General features: G+C 72.6%; 17 protein-coding genes. 11 read left to right on the top strand and 6 right to left on the bottom strand.

All coding sequences use genetic code 11. The features are described from left to right. Window positions 1-86: 86 nt before the first annotated feature. Window positions 87-260, top strand: coding sequence for a hypothetical protein (locus LCN96_RS31580; RefSeq protein ID WP_225266065.1), 174 nt, complete (start codon window positions 87-89; stop codon window positions 258-260). A 60-nt stretch (window positions 261-320) separates the two neighbouring features. Here the strand turns inward: LCN96_RS31580 and LCN96_RS31575 are convergent, their stop codons facing one another. After that, window positions 321-692 carry a hypothetical protein gene (locus tag LCN96_RS31575; RefSeq protein ID WP_225266064.1) on the bottom strand — a complete coding sequence of 124 codons (372 nt, stop codon included), beginning with the start codon at window positions 690-692 and terminating at the stop codon, window positions 321-323. Between the two features lie 205 nt (window positions 693-897). Between LCN96_RS31575 and LCN96_RS56780 the strand changes: the two genes are divergently transcribed. Then, window positions 898-1029 (top strand): hypothetical protein, encoded by a 132-nt coding sequence (locus LCN96_RS56780; RefSeq protein WP_263657344.1) that lies wholly within the window; start codon window positions 898-900, stop codon window positions 1027-1029. Between the two features lie 16 nt (window positions 1030-1045). On the opposite strand, the gene LCN96_RS31570 is transcribed toward LCN96_RS56780, so the two are convergent. From LCN96_RS31570 to LCN96_RS31560, 3 genes are all read right to left on the bottom strand, one after another. Further along, window positions 1046-1645 carry a DUF6114 domain-containing protein gene (locus LCN96_RS31570; protein ID WP_225266063.1) on the bottom strand — a complete coding sequence of 200 codons (600 nt, stop codon included), beginning with the start codon at window positions 1643-1645 and terminating at the stop codon, window positions 1046-1048. Window positions 1646-1666: 21 nt separating this feature from the next. Further along, window positions 1667-2263: a DUF6230 family protein gene (locus tag LCN96_RS31565; RefSeq protein ID WP_225266062.1), complete on the bottom strand. Its 597-nt coding sequence runs from the start codon at window positions 2261-2263 to the stop codon at window positions 1667-1669. A gap of 137 nt (window positions 2264-2400) precedes the next feature. Next, the gene (locus LCN96_RS31560) at window positions 2401-4206 is read right to left on the bottom strand and encodes an alkyl/aryl-sulfatase (RefSeq protein ID WP_225266061.1); all 1806 of its coding nucleotides are present in this window, start codon (window positions 4204-4206) and stop codon (window positions 2401-2403) included. Between the two features lie 161 nt (window positions 4207-4367). On the opposite strand from LCN96_RS31560, the gene LCN96_RS31555 reads away from it, so the two are divergent. The 4 genes from LCN96_RS31555 to LCN96_RS31540 all read left to right on the top strand — a co-directional run bounded on the left by LCN96_RS31555 (window position 4368) and on the right by LCN96_RS31540 (window position 6985). Next, window positions 4368-4775, top strand: coding sequence for a DUF7144 family membrane protein (locus tag LCN96_RS31555; RefSeq protein WP_225266060.1), 408 nt, complete (start codon window positions 4368-4370; stop codon window positions 4773-4775). Between the two features lie 113 nt (window positions 4776-4888). Further along, the gene (locus LCN96_RS31550) at window positions 4889-5026 is read left to right on the top strand and encodes a hypothetical protein (RefSeq protein WP_225266059.1); all 138 of its coding nucleotides are present in this window, start codon (window positions 4889-4891) and stop codon (window positions 5024-5026) included. A gap of 319 nt (window positions 5027-5345) precedes the next feature. Next, complete coding sequence (locus LCN96_RS31545) at window positions 5346-6077, top strand: WD40 repeat domain-containing protein (RefSeq protein WP_225266058.1); 732 nt, start codon at window positions 5346-5348, stop codon at window positions 6075-6077. A gap of 119 nt (window positions 6078-6196) precedes the next feature. Further along, window positions 6197-6985 carry a methyltransferase domain-containing protein gene (locus tag LCN96_RS31540; RefSeq protein WP_225266057.1) on the top strand — a complete coding sequence of 263 codons (789 nt, stop codon included), beginning with the start codon at window positions 6197-6199 and terminating at the stop codon, window positions 6983-6985. Here the strand turns inward: LCN96_RS31540 and LCN96_RS31535 are convergent. Then, entirely contained in the window at window positions 6972-8423 is a 1452-nt protein-coding gene (locus LCN96_RS31535) for a sodium:solute symporter family protein (protein ID WP_225266056.1), read from the bottom strand. The genes LCN96_RS31540 and LCN96_RS31535 overlap by 14 nt on opposite strands. Window positions 8424-8462: 39 nt before the next feature. Here LCN96_RS31535 and LCN96_RS31530 point away from each other — a divergent pair, with 39 nt between their 5' ends. The 4 genes from LCN96_RS31530 to LCN96_RS31515 all read left to right on the top strand — a co-directional run bounded on the left by LCN96_RS31530 (window position 8463) and on the right by LCN96_RS31515 (window position 12900). Beyond that, complete coding sequence (locus tag LCN96_RS31530) at window positions 8463-9605, top strand: agmatinase family protein (RefSeq protein ID WP_225266055.1); 1143 nt, start codon at window positions 8463-8465, stop codon at window positions 9603-9605. 134 nt (window positions 9606-9739) lie between these two features. Next, window positions 9740-10444, top strand: a complete 705-nt coding sequence (locus LCN96_RS31525; protein WP_225266054.1) for a molybdopterin-dependent oxidoreductase — start codon at window positions 9740-9742, stop codon at window positions 10442-10444. Further along, the gene (locus LCN96_RS31520; protein WP_225266053.1) at window positions 10410-11057 is read left to right on the top strand and encodes a cytochrome b/b6 domain-containing protein; all 648 of its coding nucleotides are present in this window, start codon (window positions 10410-10412) and stop codon (window positions 11055-11057) included. Before LCN96_RS31525 ends, LCN96_RS31520 begins: the two co-directional genes overlap by 35 nt. A gap of 220 nt (window positions 11058-11277) precedes the next feature. Beyond that, window positions 11278-12900 carry an ABC-F family ATP-binding cassette domain-containing protein gene (locus LCN96_RS31515; protein ID WP_225266052.1) on the top strand — a complete coding sequence of 541 codons (1623 nt, stop codon included), beginning with the start codon at window positions 11278-11280 and terminating at the stop codon, window positions 12898-12900. A gap of 3 nt (window positions 12901-12903) precedes the next feature. On the opposite strand, the gene LCN96_RS31510 is transcribed toward LCN96_RS31515, so the two are convergent. Beyond that, on the bottom strand, window positions 12904-14766 hold the full coding sequence (locus LCN96_RS31510) for an ABC transporter ATP-binding protein (RefSeq protein ID WP_225266051.1): 1863 nt from the start codon (window positions 14764-14766) through the stop codon (window positions 12904-12906). A 121-nt stretch (window positions 14767-14887) separates the two neighbouring features. Between LCN96_RS31510 and LCN96_RS31505 the strand changes: the two genes are divergently transcribed. Then, on the top strand, window positions 14888-16492 hold the full coding sequence (locus LCN96_RS31505; protein ID WP_225266050.1) for an amidase: 1605 nt from the start codon (window positions 14888-14890) through the stop codon (window positions 16490-16492). The last annotated feature ends 2 nt before the right edge of the window (window positions 16493-16494 follow it).

Here is a 16494-nt window from a genome sequence, read left to right as displayed (position 1 = left end):
ATCATCCCGGGCGGGCTGCCGCGAAGCACGGAAAGCTGAGACTCTCGTTACGCGGCCTTGCCGATCATGTCACTACGGTGGCTGGCATGCCTGACACACCCCGACGCCCACGCATCCAATGGCAGGACGACACCGAGAACCTCAAGAACAGGGGCGACGCGGTCCAGCGGATCCTCAGCGGCACCCCCAGGCCCGCGGCCGAGCAGCCGGCGCAGCCGCCCTTCGCCAGGAACGCCGAGGAGGGGCCGCTTCACCCGTAGGCACCCGTGCCCCTGACCGGGGCACGGGTGGGGTCCGCTGGCGGGCGCGGTAGGCCACGATCAGGCCCAGCCCCGCCAGAGCGGACTTGTCGCCGTCCAGCACCAGCCGCCAGGTCCGGCGGTCAAGCCGGGCGTGGGCACGAGCTTGCCCTCGTCCAGAGCCAGGCGCTGGTCGCCGTTGAGCAGGAAGCGGCCTGAGCCGGCCGGGGAGTACAGGGCGTACACCCCGGTGACGGCGCGGCCGATCATGCCGGGGAACGACGCCGGCGTGAACGGCAGGACCATCGTGTCGTCGGAGCCGTCGAGGAACGCCGACCACTCCTCGGGGAACTCCGCCGGCACGTCGCAGTAGCGGGCCGTGGGAGCGGGCTTGAGCAGGCCCTTGACCGCACCCGCGAACGGTTCGCCGCCCTGCTCGGCGGAGTACTTCACGGTGACGGTGACGTCCAGGAGCCACGGCGACAGCCCGGTACCGGTCGCACGTCCATGGTGGAGGTGACCAAGCAGGCGCCCACCGGGGTGGCACCCGCGCCCGGGGAGGACGCGCTGCGGGCGCACTACCCCGGCTACTTCACCGACGGCTCCAAGCCGTCCAGGCTCGATCCGCTGCGCAAGCAGCTCGCGGCGCGGCGACGACGTGATCACCTCGCTGCGGAACGAGGACGACCTGCTCAGGCGGCAGGCGGTGCACTGGGTCTCCAACCCCGTCGCGGTGGGCGGACCACCAGCGGGTGTGGGGGAGGCGCAGAAGTTCAGGCTCGGCAGGTGAGGCGACCGGCAGGCCGTCAGCCGAGCGCGTCGAAGGTGTCCAGAGGCCGAGGCTCCGCCACGTCCCGCCCTGTGCCGCGCCCTGTCGCGGCGAGCACGCCGGGCTTCTGTCGCGTTGCGGTGAGCACGCCGGGCTTCCTCCGCGCGGTGGCGAGCAGGCCGGGCTTCCCTCGTGCGGTGGCGAGCAGGCCGGGCTTCCGCCGCGTCGCGGTGAGCAGATCAGGCGCCCGCCGCGCCGCCGCCAGCAGGCCGCGCACGGTGACGCGGTCGAGACGGTTGGCGGGCAGGCTGACCGGCGTCCACGCCATCGTCAGCATGCCGCCCAGCAGCCCCATGAGCATGCCGATCAGGAAGCCGCCCAGGTTGGAGTAGACGAAGGAGGCCATGGACAGCAGCACCGAGACCAGGCCGAGGAACATCCGCTGGCCGGGCTGCAACCAGACGAGCACCCCCGCGATCACCAGCGTCAGGGCGATCAGGAACCCGGCGCCCACCCTGCCGAACATCACCGCCACGGGCAGCGCGTTCACCGCGAGCGGGATGGAGAGCAGCTCCAGCCCCGCCGCCACGATGAACAGCCCGCCCCAGAACGGCCGCGATCGCCGCCACAGCCTCACGACGCTCTCCCCCATCGGCTCTCAGAAACACTCCTGCACCCCGCGCAGCACCCGCAGGCCGAGGTCGGGCAGGCTGAACGTCGCCGCCGTCGCGGCCCACGGCTCCAGCCTGACGTTGCGCAGCACGACCGACCTGGCCTGGCTGCCGAAGGTGCCTGCCGGGCCCCTGGCGTCGGGGACCTCGTCCAGCGTGGCGGCGTCGCGGCCCAGCTCCAGCTCGCGCAGGGAGGAGGCGGTCCGCCCCGCCGCCACGTCGATCACCAGGTCGTCGATCGTCACCTCGTTGCCGTTGCGGCCGCCGGTGAGCTCGATCGTCACCGTGCCGAGGGGGGTCTTGACGAGCGCGCTCTGGCACAGGCCGGTGACCACGGCTCGCCGTACGCCGGTGGTGATGACCGGGATCAGCCGGTCCTTCCTGGTCCGTACCACGTTGCTGGACAGGGCGAAGCCCTGGCCGCGCAGCTCGCCGGCGAAGAGCTTGAAGCTGTTGCCGGACACCACGAACGTGGCGCCGATGACGCCCTGCGCCGTGGCACCGACGAGCAGCGTGGTCGTCGCCGCGACGGGGGCGAAGATCCAGGCGAAGCGCTTCCAGCGCACGCGTCCCAGTTCGGCCATGCCCGTGCTTCCCATCAGTCCGTGTGCCGGTCGAGCCCTCTGCGAGCCTGCGCCAGACGTCCAGGCGCGGTCGACGGACACGCCGGAGGTTGCAGCACCTATGGCCCAAGGCTGGGCATTCTTGGCCGAAGCCGTGGTCAGGGGGTGACGATGGCGAAGTCCGGCGCGGGCTCCTCCAGGAGGGCGGTCAGCCGTTCCAGGACGGACACGTCGCCGTCGTGATCGAGGCCGCCGGGGTCGCCGTCACCGGCCAGCAGGCCCATCAGGCGCGCCTTGGTGAGCCGGAGCGTCAGGTCGGCGCCGCCGCCGGAGGGCGACTCCTGGTGGATCAGCACCCCGTTGCCCATCGTGGTGCGGTGGCGCTCGTCCAGGTCGGTGAGGTGCCAGTCGATGGCGAAGCGTTCGTTCCAGGCGCCGGGGCCGTTCACGCGGATGGCGAGCGAGTCGAAGATCTGCTCGACGGTGAGCGCCCGGAGCAGGTCCGGCGACGTGGTGTCGGTGGCGCCCGCCGACGCGTGGCCCGTCAGCTCCGCGGCGCCGGTCAGGAAGAAGTTGCGCCAGGTGGCGTTCTCGGCGCCGTGGCCCAGCCGGGTGTAGACCTCGGCCAGCAGCCGGCGGGCCCTGGAGTCCTGCTCGTCGGCGAAGATCGCGTGGTTGAGCAGGGTGGCGGCGAAGCGCAGGTCGCCCTCGCCGACGTAGCGGTCGGCCAGCGCGACGACGGCGGAGGTGCCGCCGAGGCATTCGACGTAGCGGCGCGCCTGCTCGACCGGCGGGTGCTCCCACAGGTGGGCCGGGTTGCCGTCGAACCAGCCGAGATAACGCTGGTAGATCGCCTTGACGTTGTGGCTGACCGAGCCGTAGTAGCCGTGCGTGTGCCACGCTTGCTCCAGCGCGGGCGGCAGCCGCATGCCCTCGGCGATCTCGGCGCCGGTCATGCCGCGGTTGAGCATGCGCAGGGTCTGGTCGTGCAGATACGCGTACAGGTCGCGCTGCTGCGACAGGAAGGTGACGATGCGCTCCCTGCCCCAGGTCGGCCAGTGGTGGGAGGCGAAGGCCACGTCCGCGCGGTCGGCGAACAGGGCGATGGCCTCGGTCAGGTAGCGGGACCAGACGCGGGTGTCGCGCACCAGGGCGCCGCGCAGCGTCAGGACGTTGTGCAGGTTGTGGGTGGCGTTCTCGGCCAGGCACAGGGCGCGGTGGTCGGGGAAGAGGAAGTTCATCTCCGCCGGGGCCTCAGTGCCGGGAGTGAGCTGGAAGACGATGCGGACGCCGTCGATCGTCTCCTCCTGCCCGGTGCGGGTGACGTCCAGGGTGGGCGGGACGAGCGAGACGGTGCCGGTCGAGGTGCCCATGCCCAGGCCGCAGCCGAGCTGGCCGCCCGGGTCGCGGGGCAGGTGCTGGCCGTACATGTACGCGGCGCGGCGGTTCATGGCGGTGCCGGCGTAGACGTTCTCGGCGACGGCGTGCTCCATGAAGTGCGCGGGCGCGACGACGGGGATCCCGGTGCCGTCCGTGACGCCACGGGCGCCGCCGAAATGGTCGGCGTGGGAGTGGGTGTAGATCAGGCCGGTGACCGGGCGGTCGCCGCGGTGGTCGCGGTAGAGGCGGAGCGCTGCGGCCGCGCACTCGGTGGAGACCAGCGGGTCGATGACGATGACGCCGCGCTCGCCCTCCACGAGGGTCATGTTGGACAGGTCGAGGCCGCGTACCTGATAGATGCCGTCCGTCACCTCGAACAGCCCCTGCTTGGCGCAGAGCTGCGCCTGCCGCCAGAGGCTGGGGTGGGCCGTGTCCGGGCACTCGCCGTCGAGGAAGCCGTAGGCGTCGTTGTCCCAGACGACCCTGCCGTCTGCCGCCTCGATCACCGCAGGGGTCAGCTTGGCGAGGAAGCCGCGCTCGGCGTCGTCGAAGTCCGCCCGGTCGTGAAAGGGAAGGTCTGCCATGGGACGGTGGTGCCCCCGGCCGCCTCCGGAAAAGGCAAGCGCATGCTCAAGACTGAGCATAAGCCACCCCATTTGTGGCCCTATATCCCGATTTATCGCATTTGTCGGGCTTGGTGGGGGAAGCAACACACGGAAGTCAGAGTCCACAGGGGAGGTTTCCGATGACCTACCACCATGCGCATCGCCAGGTGACCGGCTGGGTCGGCTGGATCTGGTTCGGCGGCATGATGATGGTCCTGGCCGGGCTGTTCAACATCATCACCGGTCTCGCCGCCGTCTTCGCCGACCGGATCTACGTACAGACGCCCAACCGCCTGCTGCTCTTCGACGTCACCACCTGGGGCTGGTTGCATCTCGCCCTCGGCGTCCTGCTCCTGGCCACGGGCATCGCCATCAGCGTCGGGCAGGCCTGGGCCAGGATGGTCGGCGTCGTCCTGGTCATGCTGAACGCCCTGACCCAGCTGACCTGGATCGCCGTGAACCCCTGGTGGTCGCTCGCCGTCATCGCGGTGGACGTCCTCGTCCTGTACGCGCTCATCGTCCACGGCCGGGAGGCCAAGGTGGACTGAACCGGCGCCGGCGACCGGCATCGCACCGATGACGGGTGGTGCCGGGCCGGCGGCGAGCCAGCCGGTGAGGTGAATCCGCGCGAGAGTCGTTCCGTCGGCGCGGGGAATCCGCGATGGAGCTTTCCCGCCGGTGCGATCCCTGCGACGAGCTGTACGGGTACGTGCACGACCGGGTCGTGGAGGAGATGCCGCAGCAGCGGCCCAAGAAGCAGGACAACGTCGAGGGGCGCACGGTCATCGCGCGGACGTGAACTGGACGTTGCCCGCGTGTCTGCGCCCGCGCCGCGTCTGCCCGCGCCGTCTGCGCCCGCGCCCCGTCTGCCCGCGCCGTCTGCGCCCGCGCCCCGTCTGCCCGCGCCGCCCGAAAGCGCGCCGCCTGAACCCGCAGCAGCTTCCCCTGCGCAGCCGCAGCCGTCCGGGTCGCCACCGGTCGCCCTGCCGGATGCGGCCGCGGCGGCCGGGCTATCGGAGACGGCCTCCGACGCGCCGCCCGCGACCACCGAAGCCGGTGCGCAGCCGACCGCGAGCCCCTGGCGACCGGCACCCCTGACCCGCCGCCCCAAGGCCCTCGTGGCGGGCGCCGCGCTGGTGCTGGCCGCAGCCGCCGTGCTCACGTATCTGGGCCTCACCTCCTCCCGGGACAGAAGCGCCGGTGGCGGCGGCGCCCCTTTCCGGCCCACGACGACCATCACCGGCCTCAACGGCCCCCTCGACGCGATGACGTTCAGCCAGGGCGGCAAGCTCCTCATCACCGTGGGCCACGACGACCACCAGGTCCGGCGCTGGAACGTGGTCACGGGCGAGGAGATGAGCGCCTTCACTCTCAAGTTCAGCGGTGACGGCACACTCCTGGCCACCAGCGGCTCCTACTACGACACCACGCGGCTGTGGGACGTGGCAGAAGGCCGGAGCCGGCCCAACCTCCCCATGGAGAGCGGCAATCTCGTGGGCGCATCGGCTTTCAGCCCCGACGGCGCGAGGCTGGCCACCGTCCGGGGCACGGATCCCGGCAACCGGGTGCAGGTGTGGGAGGTGGCCGACGGCAAGAACCTCGGCACGCTGTCGAGCGCCGGCAGGACCTTCAGCGCGCTGGGTTTCGCCCCGGACGGCCGGGTGCTCGCCGCAGGCGCCGGCCCGGAGGCCGGATCGGACGGTGTCCTGGTCCGCGACGTGCTCAACGGCGAGCTCGAAGCCGTCTTCCCCGGCCACACCGGCCCCCTGCTCCTCACGTTCAGCCAGGACGGAAGAACCCTCGCGGCGGCCGGCGCCGACGGCACCGTCCGTCTGTGGCCCATCACCTGACGGGCGCCGCCGCAGGGTGATCGCGTGGCAGCACCGCGAAGTCGATCTGGCCAGCCGCCGCCCCGGTCCCGCAGACTGGCAGCGACGGGATCTTGGCCGAGGATCGACCGGGGAGGATCATGATGCCGGAGCAGGACGACGCGCAGCAGCGGACGTGGGCGATCGGTGACTACCGCTCCGTGGGCGCCCGGTTCCTCCTGGCCGCCGAGCTGCTGTGCGAGACGGCGCGGCTACGGGCCGGTGAGGAGCACCTGGACGTCGCCACCGGCACCGGGAACGTGGCTCTGGCCGGTGCCCGCAGGGCCGCCCGGGTCACCGCCATCGACCTGGAGCCCGAGCTGCTGGCCCACGCCGCCCGCAGGGCCGAGGCGGAAGGGCTGGCGGTGGACTTCCGGCACGGTGACGCCGAGGCGCTGCCGGTGCCCGACCACGCCTACGACCTGGTGACCTCGACGTTCGGGGTGATGTTCGCGCGGGACCAGGAGCGGGCCGCCGCCGAGCTGGTACGGGTGACGCGGCCCGGCGGCCGGATCGCGCTGGCGTGCTGGACGCCGTCCGGCTACATGGGCCGGATGCTGGCGCTGAACACCGCGTACGTCCCGCCCGCGCCCGGCGCCAGGCCGGAGAGCCGCTGGGGCACGGCGGAAGGGCTGCGCGAGCTGTTCGGCCCGGGGGCGGAGATCGAGTCGGCGACACGCGAGCTGTGGTGGCGTTTCCCCAGCCCGGACGAGCACGTGCGGGCCTGGTGCGCCACGTACGGACCCACGGTGGTGACGCTCGGCGCCCTGGACGAGGCGGGCAGGCGGGCCCTCGTCTCCGACCTGACCGAGCTGGTCCACGAGCTGAACGCCGACGGCGACACCCTGCTCATGCCCCTGGAGTACCTGGAGATCGTCATCCGTCCCTGACGGGCGCGGACTCCTCCACGCGCAGCTCCCGGCCGGCGACCCCGGCCGGGGCGGTGAGCAGCGCGACGCTTAGGTAGGCGATGAGGGACGCGCCCAGCGCGATGAACGTCGGCCAGCCGTCGAAGGTCGCGTCGACCAGCGTGTTCGGCAGGTAGAGCAGGGTGTTGGGCGCGCCGTACATGGTGGGCGTGATCACGAACAGCGCCAGCCGTACGACCAGGCCCACCGTCAGCGCGGCCATGGCGGCGGGCGCGCCGCCGCGCCGCCACCAGAAGCCGAGCACGAACGGCACGACCAGGCAGGCCAGCATCAGGTCGAAGGCCAGTGTGAGCAGCACCCCGGTCTGTGGCACCCGCAGGGCCAGCAGCACCGCGCCGCCGACCACGGGCGGCATCGCCCAGCGCGTGGCGCGCAGCAGCGGGTCGGGCCGGCCCGGATGGTGGACGCGGCGGGCCGAGCCCACGTTGCGCACGGCGACGGCGGCGGTGCCCAGGATGGCGCCGTCGGCGGTGGACAGCGACGCGCTGACGATGCCCGCAAGCACCAGCACGCTCAGCCCGGCCGGAGCGGCCTCGTCGAGCAGCGTCAGCAGGCCCTGGCCGGTGGAGACGGCGGCCAGCGCGAACGGCACGCCGATCACGGTGGTGCCCGCGGCGGCGATGAAGCAGGCGCGGCGGGCGACGTCGGGGGAGCGGGCGGCGAAGATGCGCTGCATGAAGTCGATGGCGACGATGTCGCCGACGCCGAGCGCGACGAGCGTGGCCCAGTTGACGACCGCGCCCTGTGCCGGGTCGGACAGCTGCTCCAGGTCGAGCGGGCCGGTGCCGGGCGCGGCGCTCAGCCCGTACGTCAAGGCGACCCAGAACAGCAGGGCGAACGCGGCGGCGGCGGTGATGAGCATCTGCACGATCGAGGTGTAGGCGTCGCTGAGCAGCCCGCCGGCGAGCGTGTAGATCAGCACGACCGCGACGATGATGAGGATGCCCCCGGTGTACGACGTGCCGAGGAACCGCTCGAACAGGAAACCGCCCGCCACCAGGTTCCCCGCGACCAGGATGGCGAACGCGGCGATCATCAGGAGGGCGGCGGCGACCTCGACGGCCCTGCTGTAGCGCAGCCGGAAGTAGTCGGGCAGCGTGGTCAGCCCCATGCGGTTCATCGGCCGGGCGAAGAACAGGCCGGTGAGCAGCAGGCACAGGGCCAGGCCCACAGGCAGCCCGGCGCCCGCCCAGAAGCCGAGGGTGGCCGCCAGGTCGGTGGCGCCCAGGGTGGCGTTGGTGTCGACGGCCTGGCCCATGAGGGTGGCGGCGACCACGGGCAAAGCCAGGGTACGACCTGCGACCAGGAAGTTCCTGCTGTCGCCTGCGACGCGGCGAGCCACCAGCAGCCCGACGACGATCATGGCGATGATGGCGAGCGTGACACCCAGAATGATCATTGCTGGACAGCCGATCGTTACGAGCGAACACTCCGAATCATGGCCAACGTAAATCAGGAAGGCGCCTGGGCCCAGCGGGCGGAGGCGGAAATCTCATCGGCCCGGCACCAGGAGGAGATCGAGCGGGCGTTGGCCCACGGGCTGCCGGGCGCGCCCACGCTGACGGATCGCACGATCCCCACGTTCGCGCGGGGGGAGCTGCCGCACTTCGCGGGTGAGCGCGGCACGTTCCTGAAGTGCCCCTACGTGGAGGACGTGCACGACGTCGGGGACGCCGAGGTGGCGATCTTCGGGGTGCCGCTGGACGCGGGGGCGACCTACCGGCCGGGCACCCGCTTCGGGCCGCAGGGCATCCGGCGCAGCACGAACCTGTTCGGCACCTACAGCTACGAGCTGGGCGTGGACCTGCGCGAGCAGCTCAACCTGGTGGACATCGGGGACGTGTTCACCATCCCCGGCAACCTGGAGAAGTCGTTCGACCAGATCAGCCAGGCGATGAGCCACGTCGTCCAGCAGGGCGTGATGCCGGTGGTGCTGGGGGGTGACCATTCGATCGGGTTCCCGACGATCCGGGGGCTCGCCGCGCATCATGGGGGCAACGTCGGCATCATCCACTTCGACCGCCATGTGGACACCCAGGAGACCGATCTCGACGAGCGCATGCACACCACGCCGTGGTTTCACGCCACCAACCTGGCCAACGCGCCCGCGACCAACCTCGTGCAGGTCGGCATCGGTGGCTGGCAGGCGCCCAGGGCCGGGGTCAAGGTCGGCCGCGAGCGCGGCACCACCGTGATCACGGTGGGCGACGTGGAGCGGGTCGGTGTGGAGCGCGTCGCCGAGACCGCCCTGGAGATCGCCTGGCAGAACGCCGAGGCCGTCTATCTCTCCTTCGACATCGACGTGATCGACGCCGGGTTCGTCCCGGGCACCGGCTGGCCCGAGCCCGGGGGGCTGCTGCCCCGGGAGGCGCTCAACCTGGTGCGGCTGGTGTCCGAGCCGGGGCTGGCCGGCATCGAGGTGGTGGAGTGCTCGCCGCCGTACGACTGGGCGGAGCAGACCGCCCTGCTCAGTGCCCGGGTCATCCTCGACAGCCTGGCCGTGCAGGTCAGGGCGGGGAAGCTGGGCCGGAAGGCGGCCACCGGCCGCCGGCTCGCCTGGGGGCCCATGACCACCTCCTGAATCCGTCACTGGTTTGACAGGTGACGATCTCTCTGCAACCATCGTCACTAGTTGAACCGGTGACGACCGATGGCCGTGCCGGATGGGCGTTCCGCCGCGGTCCTGGGCGGAACCGAGGCCTCAGGAGTGATGTGATGGTTGACCGGCGACGTCCTGCGGAGGAGGGCACGCCCATCGCGCGCCGCGTGATGCTCGGGACACTCGCGGCGGGCGTGCTGGGCCTGGCCACCGCGCCGTTCCTGCGTAGCGGCTGGGACCGGGCGGTCAGCGCCGCCAGCGCGAACGACCCCACCGGCCTGACCGGGCTGCTGCCCAGCACCGACGGCTTCCGCTACTTCAGCGTGGCGGGCTCGGTGCCGGAGAAGACCGCGGCCGACTACCGGCTGGAGATCGGCGGGCTCGTCGATCGGCCGATCACGTACACGCTGGACGAGCTGCGCGCCATGCCCCAGACCCGGGTCGTGGGCGACGTCGAGTGCACGGACGGCTGGCGGGTGCCGGGCACTCCCTTCACCGGGGTGTCGCTCGCGCACCTGCTCGACCTGGCCGGCGTGCGCCCCGAGGGCAAGGCGGTCCGCTTCACCTGCTTCGACGGCGTCTACACCGAGAGCCTCACGCTCGGCCAGGCCCGCCGCTCCGACGTGGTGATCGCCCTGGACATGCAGGACAAGCCGCTCACCCACGAGCGCGGCGGCCCCGTGCGGCTCTACGTCGCCCCGATGTACTTCTACAAGTCCGCCAAGTGGTTGTCCGGCATCTCCGTCACCGAGCAGGTCGTCCCGGGATATTGGGAGGAGTACGGCTATGACGTCGACGGCTGGCTCGACCGGGCGGCCTGAGCGGCTGCGGCGCTTCACCCGCCCTCAACGGCTGGTCCACCGCGCCACCGCCACGCTCATGCTGCTGTGCGCGGGGGCGGCGGCCTTCCTCTACTTCGAGCCGCTGGCGCAGCTCGTCGGCCGGCGGCACCTGGTGGTCGTCATCCACGAGTGGTCGGGGCTGCTGCTGCCGGTGCCGTTCCTGATCGGGCTCGCCGCCCGCTCGTTCCGCGCCGACCTGCGCAGGCTCAACCGGTTCGCGCCGTACGACCGGGAGTGGCTGCGCGCCGTCCGCCGGGGCACCCCCGGCCCGCGCCCGGCGGGCAAGTTCAACGCCGGGCAGAAGATCTGGGCCGGCTGGATCGCCGGGGCCGTGCCGGTGATGATGTTCACGGGGCTGCTGATGTGGTTCACCGGGGCTCTGCCGTGGATCTCCCGGACCAGCGCGATCTTCGTGCACGACCTGACGGCGCTGGCGATCGCCGTCGTCGTGCTCGGCCACCTCCGGCTGGCCTACCGCGACCCGATGGCGCGGCGCGGCATGCGTACCGGGTCGGTGACGTGGTCGTGGGCCAGGAAGCACCACCCGCAGTGGGCCGAGGAGCAGCGCCAGGCCGCCGCCGACCCGCGCTGAGCCGGGCGGCTGCTATCGTGAAGGACGAAGATCACACCTGAGGAGACTCCCGACATGGCAGGTGACGACGACATCTCCGGGTGATCCCGGAGTCTGACCGGCCCCGGTGAGCGCGCCTGACGCCGCCGCCGACGCGGGCCCTGGTCGTCGTTCCCCGGACCCTGTCTCCTTCGCCGGGCCGCCCCGCCGCGCCCGGGTCTCTCCTCCGAGGTCTTCTCGCATGGTCATCGACACCCTGCTCGCGCACGAGCTCGTACGGACGCTGGGCACGCGGCGCGTGCTCGACGGCGTCTCACTCACCGCCGCCCCCGGTCACCGGATCGGGCTCATCGGTGAGAACGGCGCAGGCAAGTCCACCCTGCTGCGGCTGCTCGCCGGCACGGACGAACCGGACTCCGGCACCGTCGTACGGCCCGCCGACCTGGGCTTCCTGCACCAGGAGCTGCCCTTCGCCGCCGACGCCACGATCGCCGACGTGCTCGGCGACGCGCTGCGCGAGGCCCGTACGGACCTGGCCGAGCTGGACCGGCTCGCCGCCGCGCTGGCCGCCGAGCCCGACGACGCCGCCCTGCTCGACGCGTACGGAGCCCGGCTCGACCAGGCGCAGCTGCACGAGGCCTGGGACGCCGACCGGCGCGCCGGGATCATCCTCGACCGGCTCGGCCTGGGCGGCGTGCCGCGCACCCGCGCCATCGCCTCGCTGTCGGGCGGGCAGCGTGGCCGGCTCGCCCTGGCGGCGCTGCTCATCAGGCGCCCCGCCGCGCTGCTGCTGGACGAGCCCACCAACCACCTGGACGACGACGCCGCCGCGTTCGTGGAGGAGCAACTGCGCGGCATGACGGGGGTGGTCGTCGTGGCCAGCCACGACCGGGCGTTCCTGGACGCGGTCTGCACGGACCTGATCGACCTCGACCCGGCGCTCGGCGGGCCCGTCCGGTACGGCGGGGCGTACAGCGCCTACCTGGCCGAGAAGCGCGCCGAGCGCGAGCGCTGGGAGCGGCGTCACGCCGAGGAGCAGGAGGAGCTCGGCGAGCTGCGCCGCTCCGTCGCGGTCACGGCGCGCAACGTGGCGCTGGACGGGCTGCGCCGCGACAACGAGAAGATGGGCTACGGGCACCGGGCCGGGCGCGTGCAGCAGCAGATCTCCCGCCGCGTGCGCAACGCCGCCCGACGGCTCGCCGAGCTGGAACGCGAGCAGGTGCCCGCCCCGCCACCCCCGCTCCGCTTCCACCCCCGCCCCCTGACCGGTACTGCCGCTGCCGACGCCGATGCCGACGTCGGCGAGCCCTGGTTGTCCCTGCGTGACGTACGGGTGCCGGGACGGCTCGTGCTCGACCACCTCGACCTCAAGCCGGGCGACCGGCTGCTCGTCACCGGCCCGAACGGCGCCGGCAAGTCCACGCTCCTGGCGGTGCTGGCCGGACGCCAGGCGGCCGAGGGGCGACTGCGGCGGCGGCCCGGGCTGACCACCGGCCTGCTGGCCCAGGACACCGTGTTCGACCGGCCGGAACGCACGGTGCGGGAGACCTACGAACGGACGCTCGGCCAGGAGCGCGCCGAGGCCGTGCCGCTGCGCTCGCTCGGCCTGCTGGGCGAGCGCGACCTGGACCTGAGGGTAGGGGAGCTGTCGGTGGGCCAGCGCCGCCGGCTCGCGCTGGCCCTGCTGGTGGCCGACCCGCCCGAGCTGCTCCTGCTCGACGAGCCCACCAACCACCTCTCGCCCCGCCTGGCCGACGAGCTGGAGGAGGCCCTGGGGACGGACGGGCCCGGCGCGATCGTGGTGGCCAGTCACGACCGGTGGCTGCGCGCCCGCTGGCAGGGCTCCCTCCTGCGGCTCGGCTGAGGCTCAGCGGTAGGCGCTGGCCTGCAAGGTGTAGAGGTCGGCGTAGAGGCCGTCGAGGGCCATCAGGGTGTCGTGGTCGCCTTCCTCGGTGACCAGGCCGTGGTCGAGCACGTAGATGCGGTCGGCGTAGCGGACGCTGGCCAGGCGGTGGGTGATGAGCAGGACGGTGCGGCCGTCGGCGTGGTGGCGGATGCGTTCGAACAGGGCGTGTTCGGCGCGGGCGTCGAGGGCGGCGGTGGGCTCGTCGCAGATGAGCAGGTCGGCGTCGCGGTGGAAGCCGCGGGCGACGGCGATGCGCTGCCACTGGCCGCCGGACAGCTCGTGACCGTCCTTGAAGCGGCGATCCAGCAGGGTGCGGTAGCCGTGCGGCAGATCGGCGATGACCTCGTCGGCGCCGGCCACGGTGGCGGCGGCGTGCAGGGCGGGCTCGCCCTTGTCGGTGCCCATGGTGATGTTGTAGCGGGCGGTCAGCGGCCAGCGGGTGTGGTCCTGGGCGATGACGGCGGTGCGGGAGCGCAGCGCTTCGGGGCTGACCTGGCGCAGGTCGGTGTCGTCCCAGCGGACGGTGCCGGTGTCGGGCTCGTACAGGCCGGCCAGGATCTTGGCCAGAGTGGTCTTGCCTGAGCCGTTCTCGCCCACGAACGCGATCACCTCGCCTCGCTTGATCTCGACGGACACCCCGCGCAGGGCCGGGGTGTCGGAGCCGGGGTAGGTGAAGGTCAGGCCGGTCGCGGTGATGCGGTCGAAGCCCTCCGGCGCGGGCAGCGGGCGGGTCGGGATCAGCCGGCTCTCGGCGTCGTCGCAGAACCGCAGGAAGTCGGTGAAGTAGAGCCCCTGCTCGTACAGGGAGTTGGTGGTGAACATCAGGCTGGACAGTGAGCCCTGGCTGGAGCGGATGGCCAGGACGGCGGTGCCCGCCACGGCCAGCGGGATGGCGCCGATCGCCAGCAGCACGCCCAGCGCGAGGTAGACCAGGGCGGTGCCGAGGCCGCCGAGCGCGTTGCCGGCGAGCCGCGTGAGCGTCTGCCGCCTGACCAGCTTGAGCAGCTCCTCCTGCTCGGCCCGCGCCACCGCGTCGTACACGCGCAGCAGGAAGTGCCGCATGGTGAACGCGCGGACCTCGGCGGCGGGCTCGCGATCGGCCAGCAGCTCGGCGAGGATCCACTTGCGGCGGCGGGCCGGGCCGAGCCCGTACAGGGTCGAGTAGCGCTGGCGCGCGCTGCGGACCGCGGCCCACGCGTCGGGCAGCACGGCCAGCAGGAGCAGCGGGAGCAGCACCGGGTGCAGCAGGCCGAGCACGCCGGCCGCCGCCGCGAGGCCGACGAGGGAGGTGACCACGTCCACGGCCGCCGACACCACGAAGCTCGCGGTGGCCGCGCCGCGGCCCCTGGCTCGTTCGAGGGCGTCGTGGAACTCGGGGTCGTCGAAGGCGACCAGCTCGACCCGGCTGGTCAGGGCGTAGAGCCGCTCCTCGGAGGCGCGCTCGATCTGCGGGCTCAGCCGCGCCTCCGCCCAGCCCGCGCCCGCCTGCAGCAGCGTGCGGACGACGGCGGCGGCGCCGACCAGGATCAGGCCGGGCAGCGCCGCGAGCACCCGGTCGGGGGTCGGCCCCTCGCTGAACAGGGCGGTGAGCACGCCGGTGGTGGCCAGCAGGCCGAACGCGGTGACGATCCCGCCGAGCAGGTTGAGCGAGACGGTGGTCATGGTGTCGCGCGGGCCGGCCCGCCAGGCCAGGCGGAAGGCCTGGCCGATGAGCGAGGGCAGCCGCCTGGCGATGGTCAGGAAGCCGACGCCGGCCATGGTGTCGTGGTGGACGTGGTATTCGGAGGGCGCGATCTCGCCGAGTTCGAGGGGCTCATCGGGCATGAGGGAAGTGTGCCCGCCAGGACCGACAACCACGGGCGGGGCGGGCAACCGCTCGCCGACGGCGGAAAGCCTCAACACGAAATATTTTCAACAGAAAGCATCAGGGCTACGCTCGTGGCCCATGAAGCCCCTACATCCCGCACGATGGACGGCGGTGGTGGCGCTCATCGCCGGATTATCCGTGGCATCCCCCGCCCACGCCGACCGCGCGGGCACCCGTCACTCCGACACCTTCCTGCGCGGGCTGGACCTCGACCGGGCGACGGTCCTGGACCTCCAGCGCGCCATGGACAGGGGACGCTTCGACTCGGTGGCGCTCACCCGCTTCTACCTCGACCGCATCCGGGTCGTGGACCCGCTGCTGCACTCGGTCATCCAGACCAACCCCGCCGCGCTGAAGGAGGCCGAACGCAGCGACCGGCGCAGGCGCCACGGCGGGCGCGGCGCCCTGGAAGGCATCCCGGTCCTGCTCAAGGACAACATCGACACCGTCGGGCCGCTCCGCACGACCGCCGGCTCGCTGGCGCTGCTCGGCGCCCGCCCGGCCCGCGAGGCCTTCCTGGTCGAGCGGCTGCGCGCGGCGGGCGCCGTCATCCTCGGCAAGGCGAACCTGTCGGAGTGGGCCAACTTCCGCTCCGCCCCCTCCTCCAGCGGCTGGAGCGCCGTCGGCGGGCAGACCAACAACCCCTACGTGCTGGACCGCAACCCCTGCGGATCGAGCAGCGGCTCGGCGGTCGCCGCCGCCGCGACCCTGGCGGCGGTGACCATCGGCACCGAGACCGACGGCTCCATCGTCTGCCCGGCGGGCGCCAGCGGCGTCGTGGGCATCAAGCCCACGCTCGGCCTGGTCAGCCGCTCCGGCGTGATCCCCATCTCCGCGCAGCAGGACACCGCAGGCCCGATCACCAGGAGCGTCACCGACGCCGCGGCCGTGCTGGCGGCCATCCAGGGTGTGGACCCGCGCGACCCGGCCACCGTGCCGGGAGGTGACCGCGACTACCTGGCGGCGCTGGAGCCGGACGCGCTGGCCGGCAAGCGCATCGGCGTCTGGCGCTCGGTGGCGGGCGACGACCGGGACGTGCTCGCGACCCTGGACGCCGCCGTCGCCACGCTCCGCTCGCGCGGCGCGACCGTGGTCGAGAACGTGGAGCTGGAGGGCCTGGACGAGGTGGGCGAGGCCGAGTTCACCGCCTTGCTCACCGAGTTCAAGCACGACCTGAACGCCTATCTGGCCGCCACCCCCGGGCGGCATCCGGGTGACCTGGCCGGGCTGATCGCGTTCAACGAGCGGCACGCCTCGACCGAGTTGCGTTACTTCGGGCAGGAGCTGTTCGAGCAGGCGCAGGCGACCACCGGCGACCTGGACGACCCCGCGTACCGCGCGGCCCGCGACAAGGCGACCTCGCTGGCCAGGCAGGCGATCGACTCCGTGGTGTCCGCGCACCGGCTGGACGCGGTGCTGGCGCCGACGAACAGCGGGGCCTGGCTCACCGACCTGGTCAACGGCGACGACTTCAGTACGTTCGTCTCCTCCTCCACGCCGCCGGCCGTCTCCGGGTATCCGGCGATCACGGTCCCCGCCGGTCACGCCGGCAAGGTGCTGCCGCTGGGCGTCACCTTCCTCGGCACCCGGTTCTCCGAATCGACGCTGATCGGCCTGGGGTACGCGTTCGAGCAGGCCACCAGGGCGCGCAAGCCGCCGGCCTACCTGCGTACGCTGCCCTGACG

This window comes from Nonomuraea gerenzanensis (assembly GCF_020215645.1).
In the GTDB taxonomy this organism is placed as follows: domain Bacteria; phylum Actinomycetota; class Actinomycetes; order Streptosporangiales; family Streptosporangiaceae; genus Nonomuraea; species Nonomuraea gerenzanensis.
The sequence above is the reverse complement of the archived record's forward strand: the minus strand, read 5'-3'. Positions and strand labels throughout refer to the sequence as shown.

Coding starts and splice junctions, on each gene's coding strand:
- LCN96_RS31580 (WP_225266065.1), top strand. CDS start 87: ATGCCTGACACACCCCGACGCCCACGCATCCAATGGCAGGACGACACC.
- LCN96_RS31565 (WP_225266062.1), bottom strand. CDS start 2,263: ATGGCCGAACTGGGACGCGTGCGCTGGAAGCGCTTCGCCTGGATCTTC.
- LCN96_RS31560 (WP_225266061.1), bottom strand. CDS start 4,206: ATGGCAGACCTTCCCTTTCACGACCGGGCGGACTTCGACGACGCCGAG.
- LCN96_RS31555 (WP_225266060.1), top strand. CDS start 4,368: ATGACCTACCACCATGCGCATCGCCAGGTGACCGGCTGGGTCGGCTGG.
- LCN96_RS31550 (WP_225266059.1), top strand. CDS start 4,889: ATGGAGCTTTCCCGCCGGTGCGATCCCTGCGACGAGCTGTACGGGTAC.
- LCN96_RS31540 (WP_225266057.1), top strand. CDS start 6,197: ATGATGCCGGAGCAGGACGACGCGCAGCAGCGGACGTGGGCGATCGGT.
- LCN96_RS31535 (WP_225266056.1), bottom strand. CDS start 8,423: ATGATCATTCTGGGTGTCACGCTCGCCATCATCGCCATGATCGTCGTC.
- LCN96_RS31530 (WP_225266055.1), top strand. CDS start 8,463: ATGGCCAACGTAAATCAGGAAGGCGCCTGGGCCCAGCGGGCGGAGGCG.
- LCN96_RS31525 (WP_225266054.1), top strand. CDS start 9,740: ATGGTTGACCGGCGACGTCCTGCGGAGGAGGGCACGCCCATCGCGCGC.
- LCN96_RS31520 (WP_225266053.1), top strand. CDS start 10,410: ATGACGTCGACGGCTGGCTCGACCGGGCGGCCTGAGCGGCTGCGGCGC.
- LCN96_RS31515 (WP_225266052.1), top strand. CDS start 11,278: ATGGTCATCGACACCCTGCTCGCGCACGAGCTCGTACGGACGCTGGGC.
- LCN96_RS31510 (WP_225266051.1), bottom strand. CDS start 14,766: ATGCCCGATGAGCCCCTCGAACTCGGCGAGATCGCGCCCTCCGAATAC.
- LCN96_RS31505 (WP_225266050.1), top strand. CDS start 14,888: ATGAAGCCCCTACATCCCGCACGATGGACGGCGGTGGTGGCGCTCATC.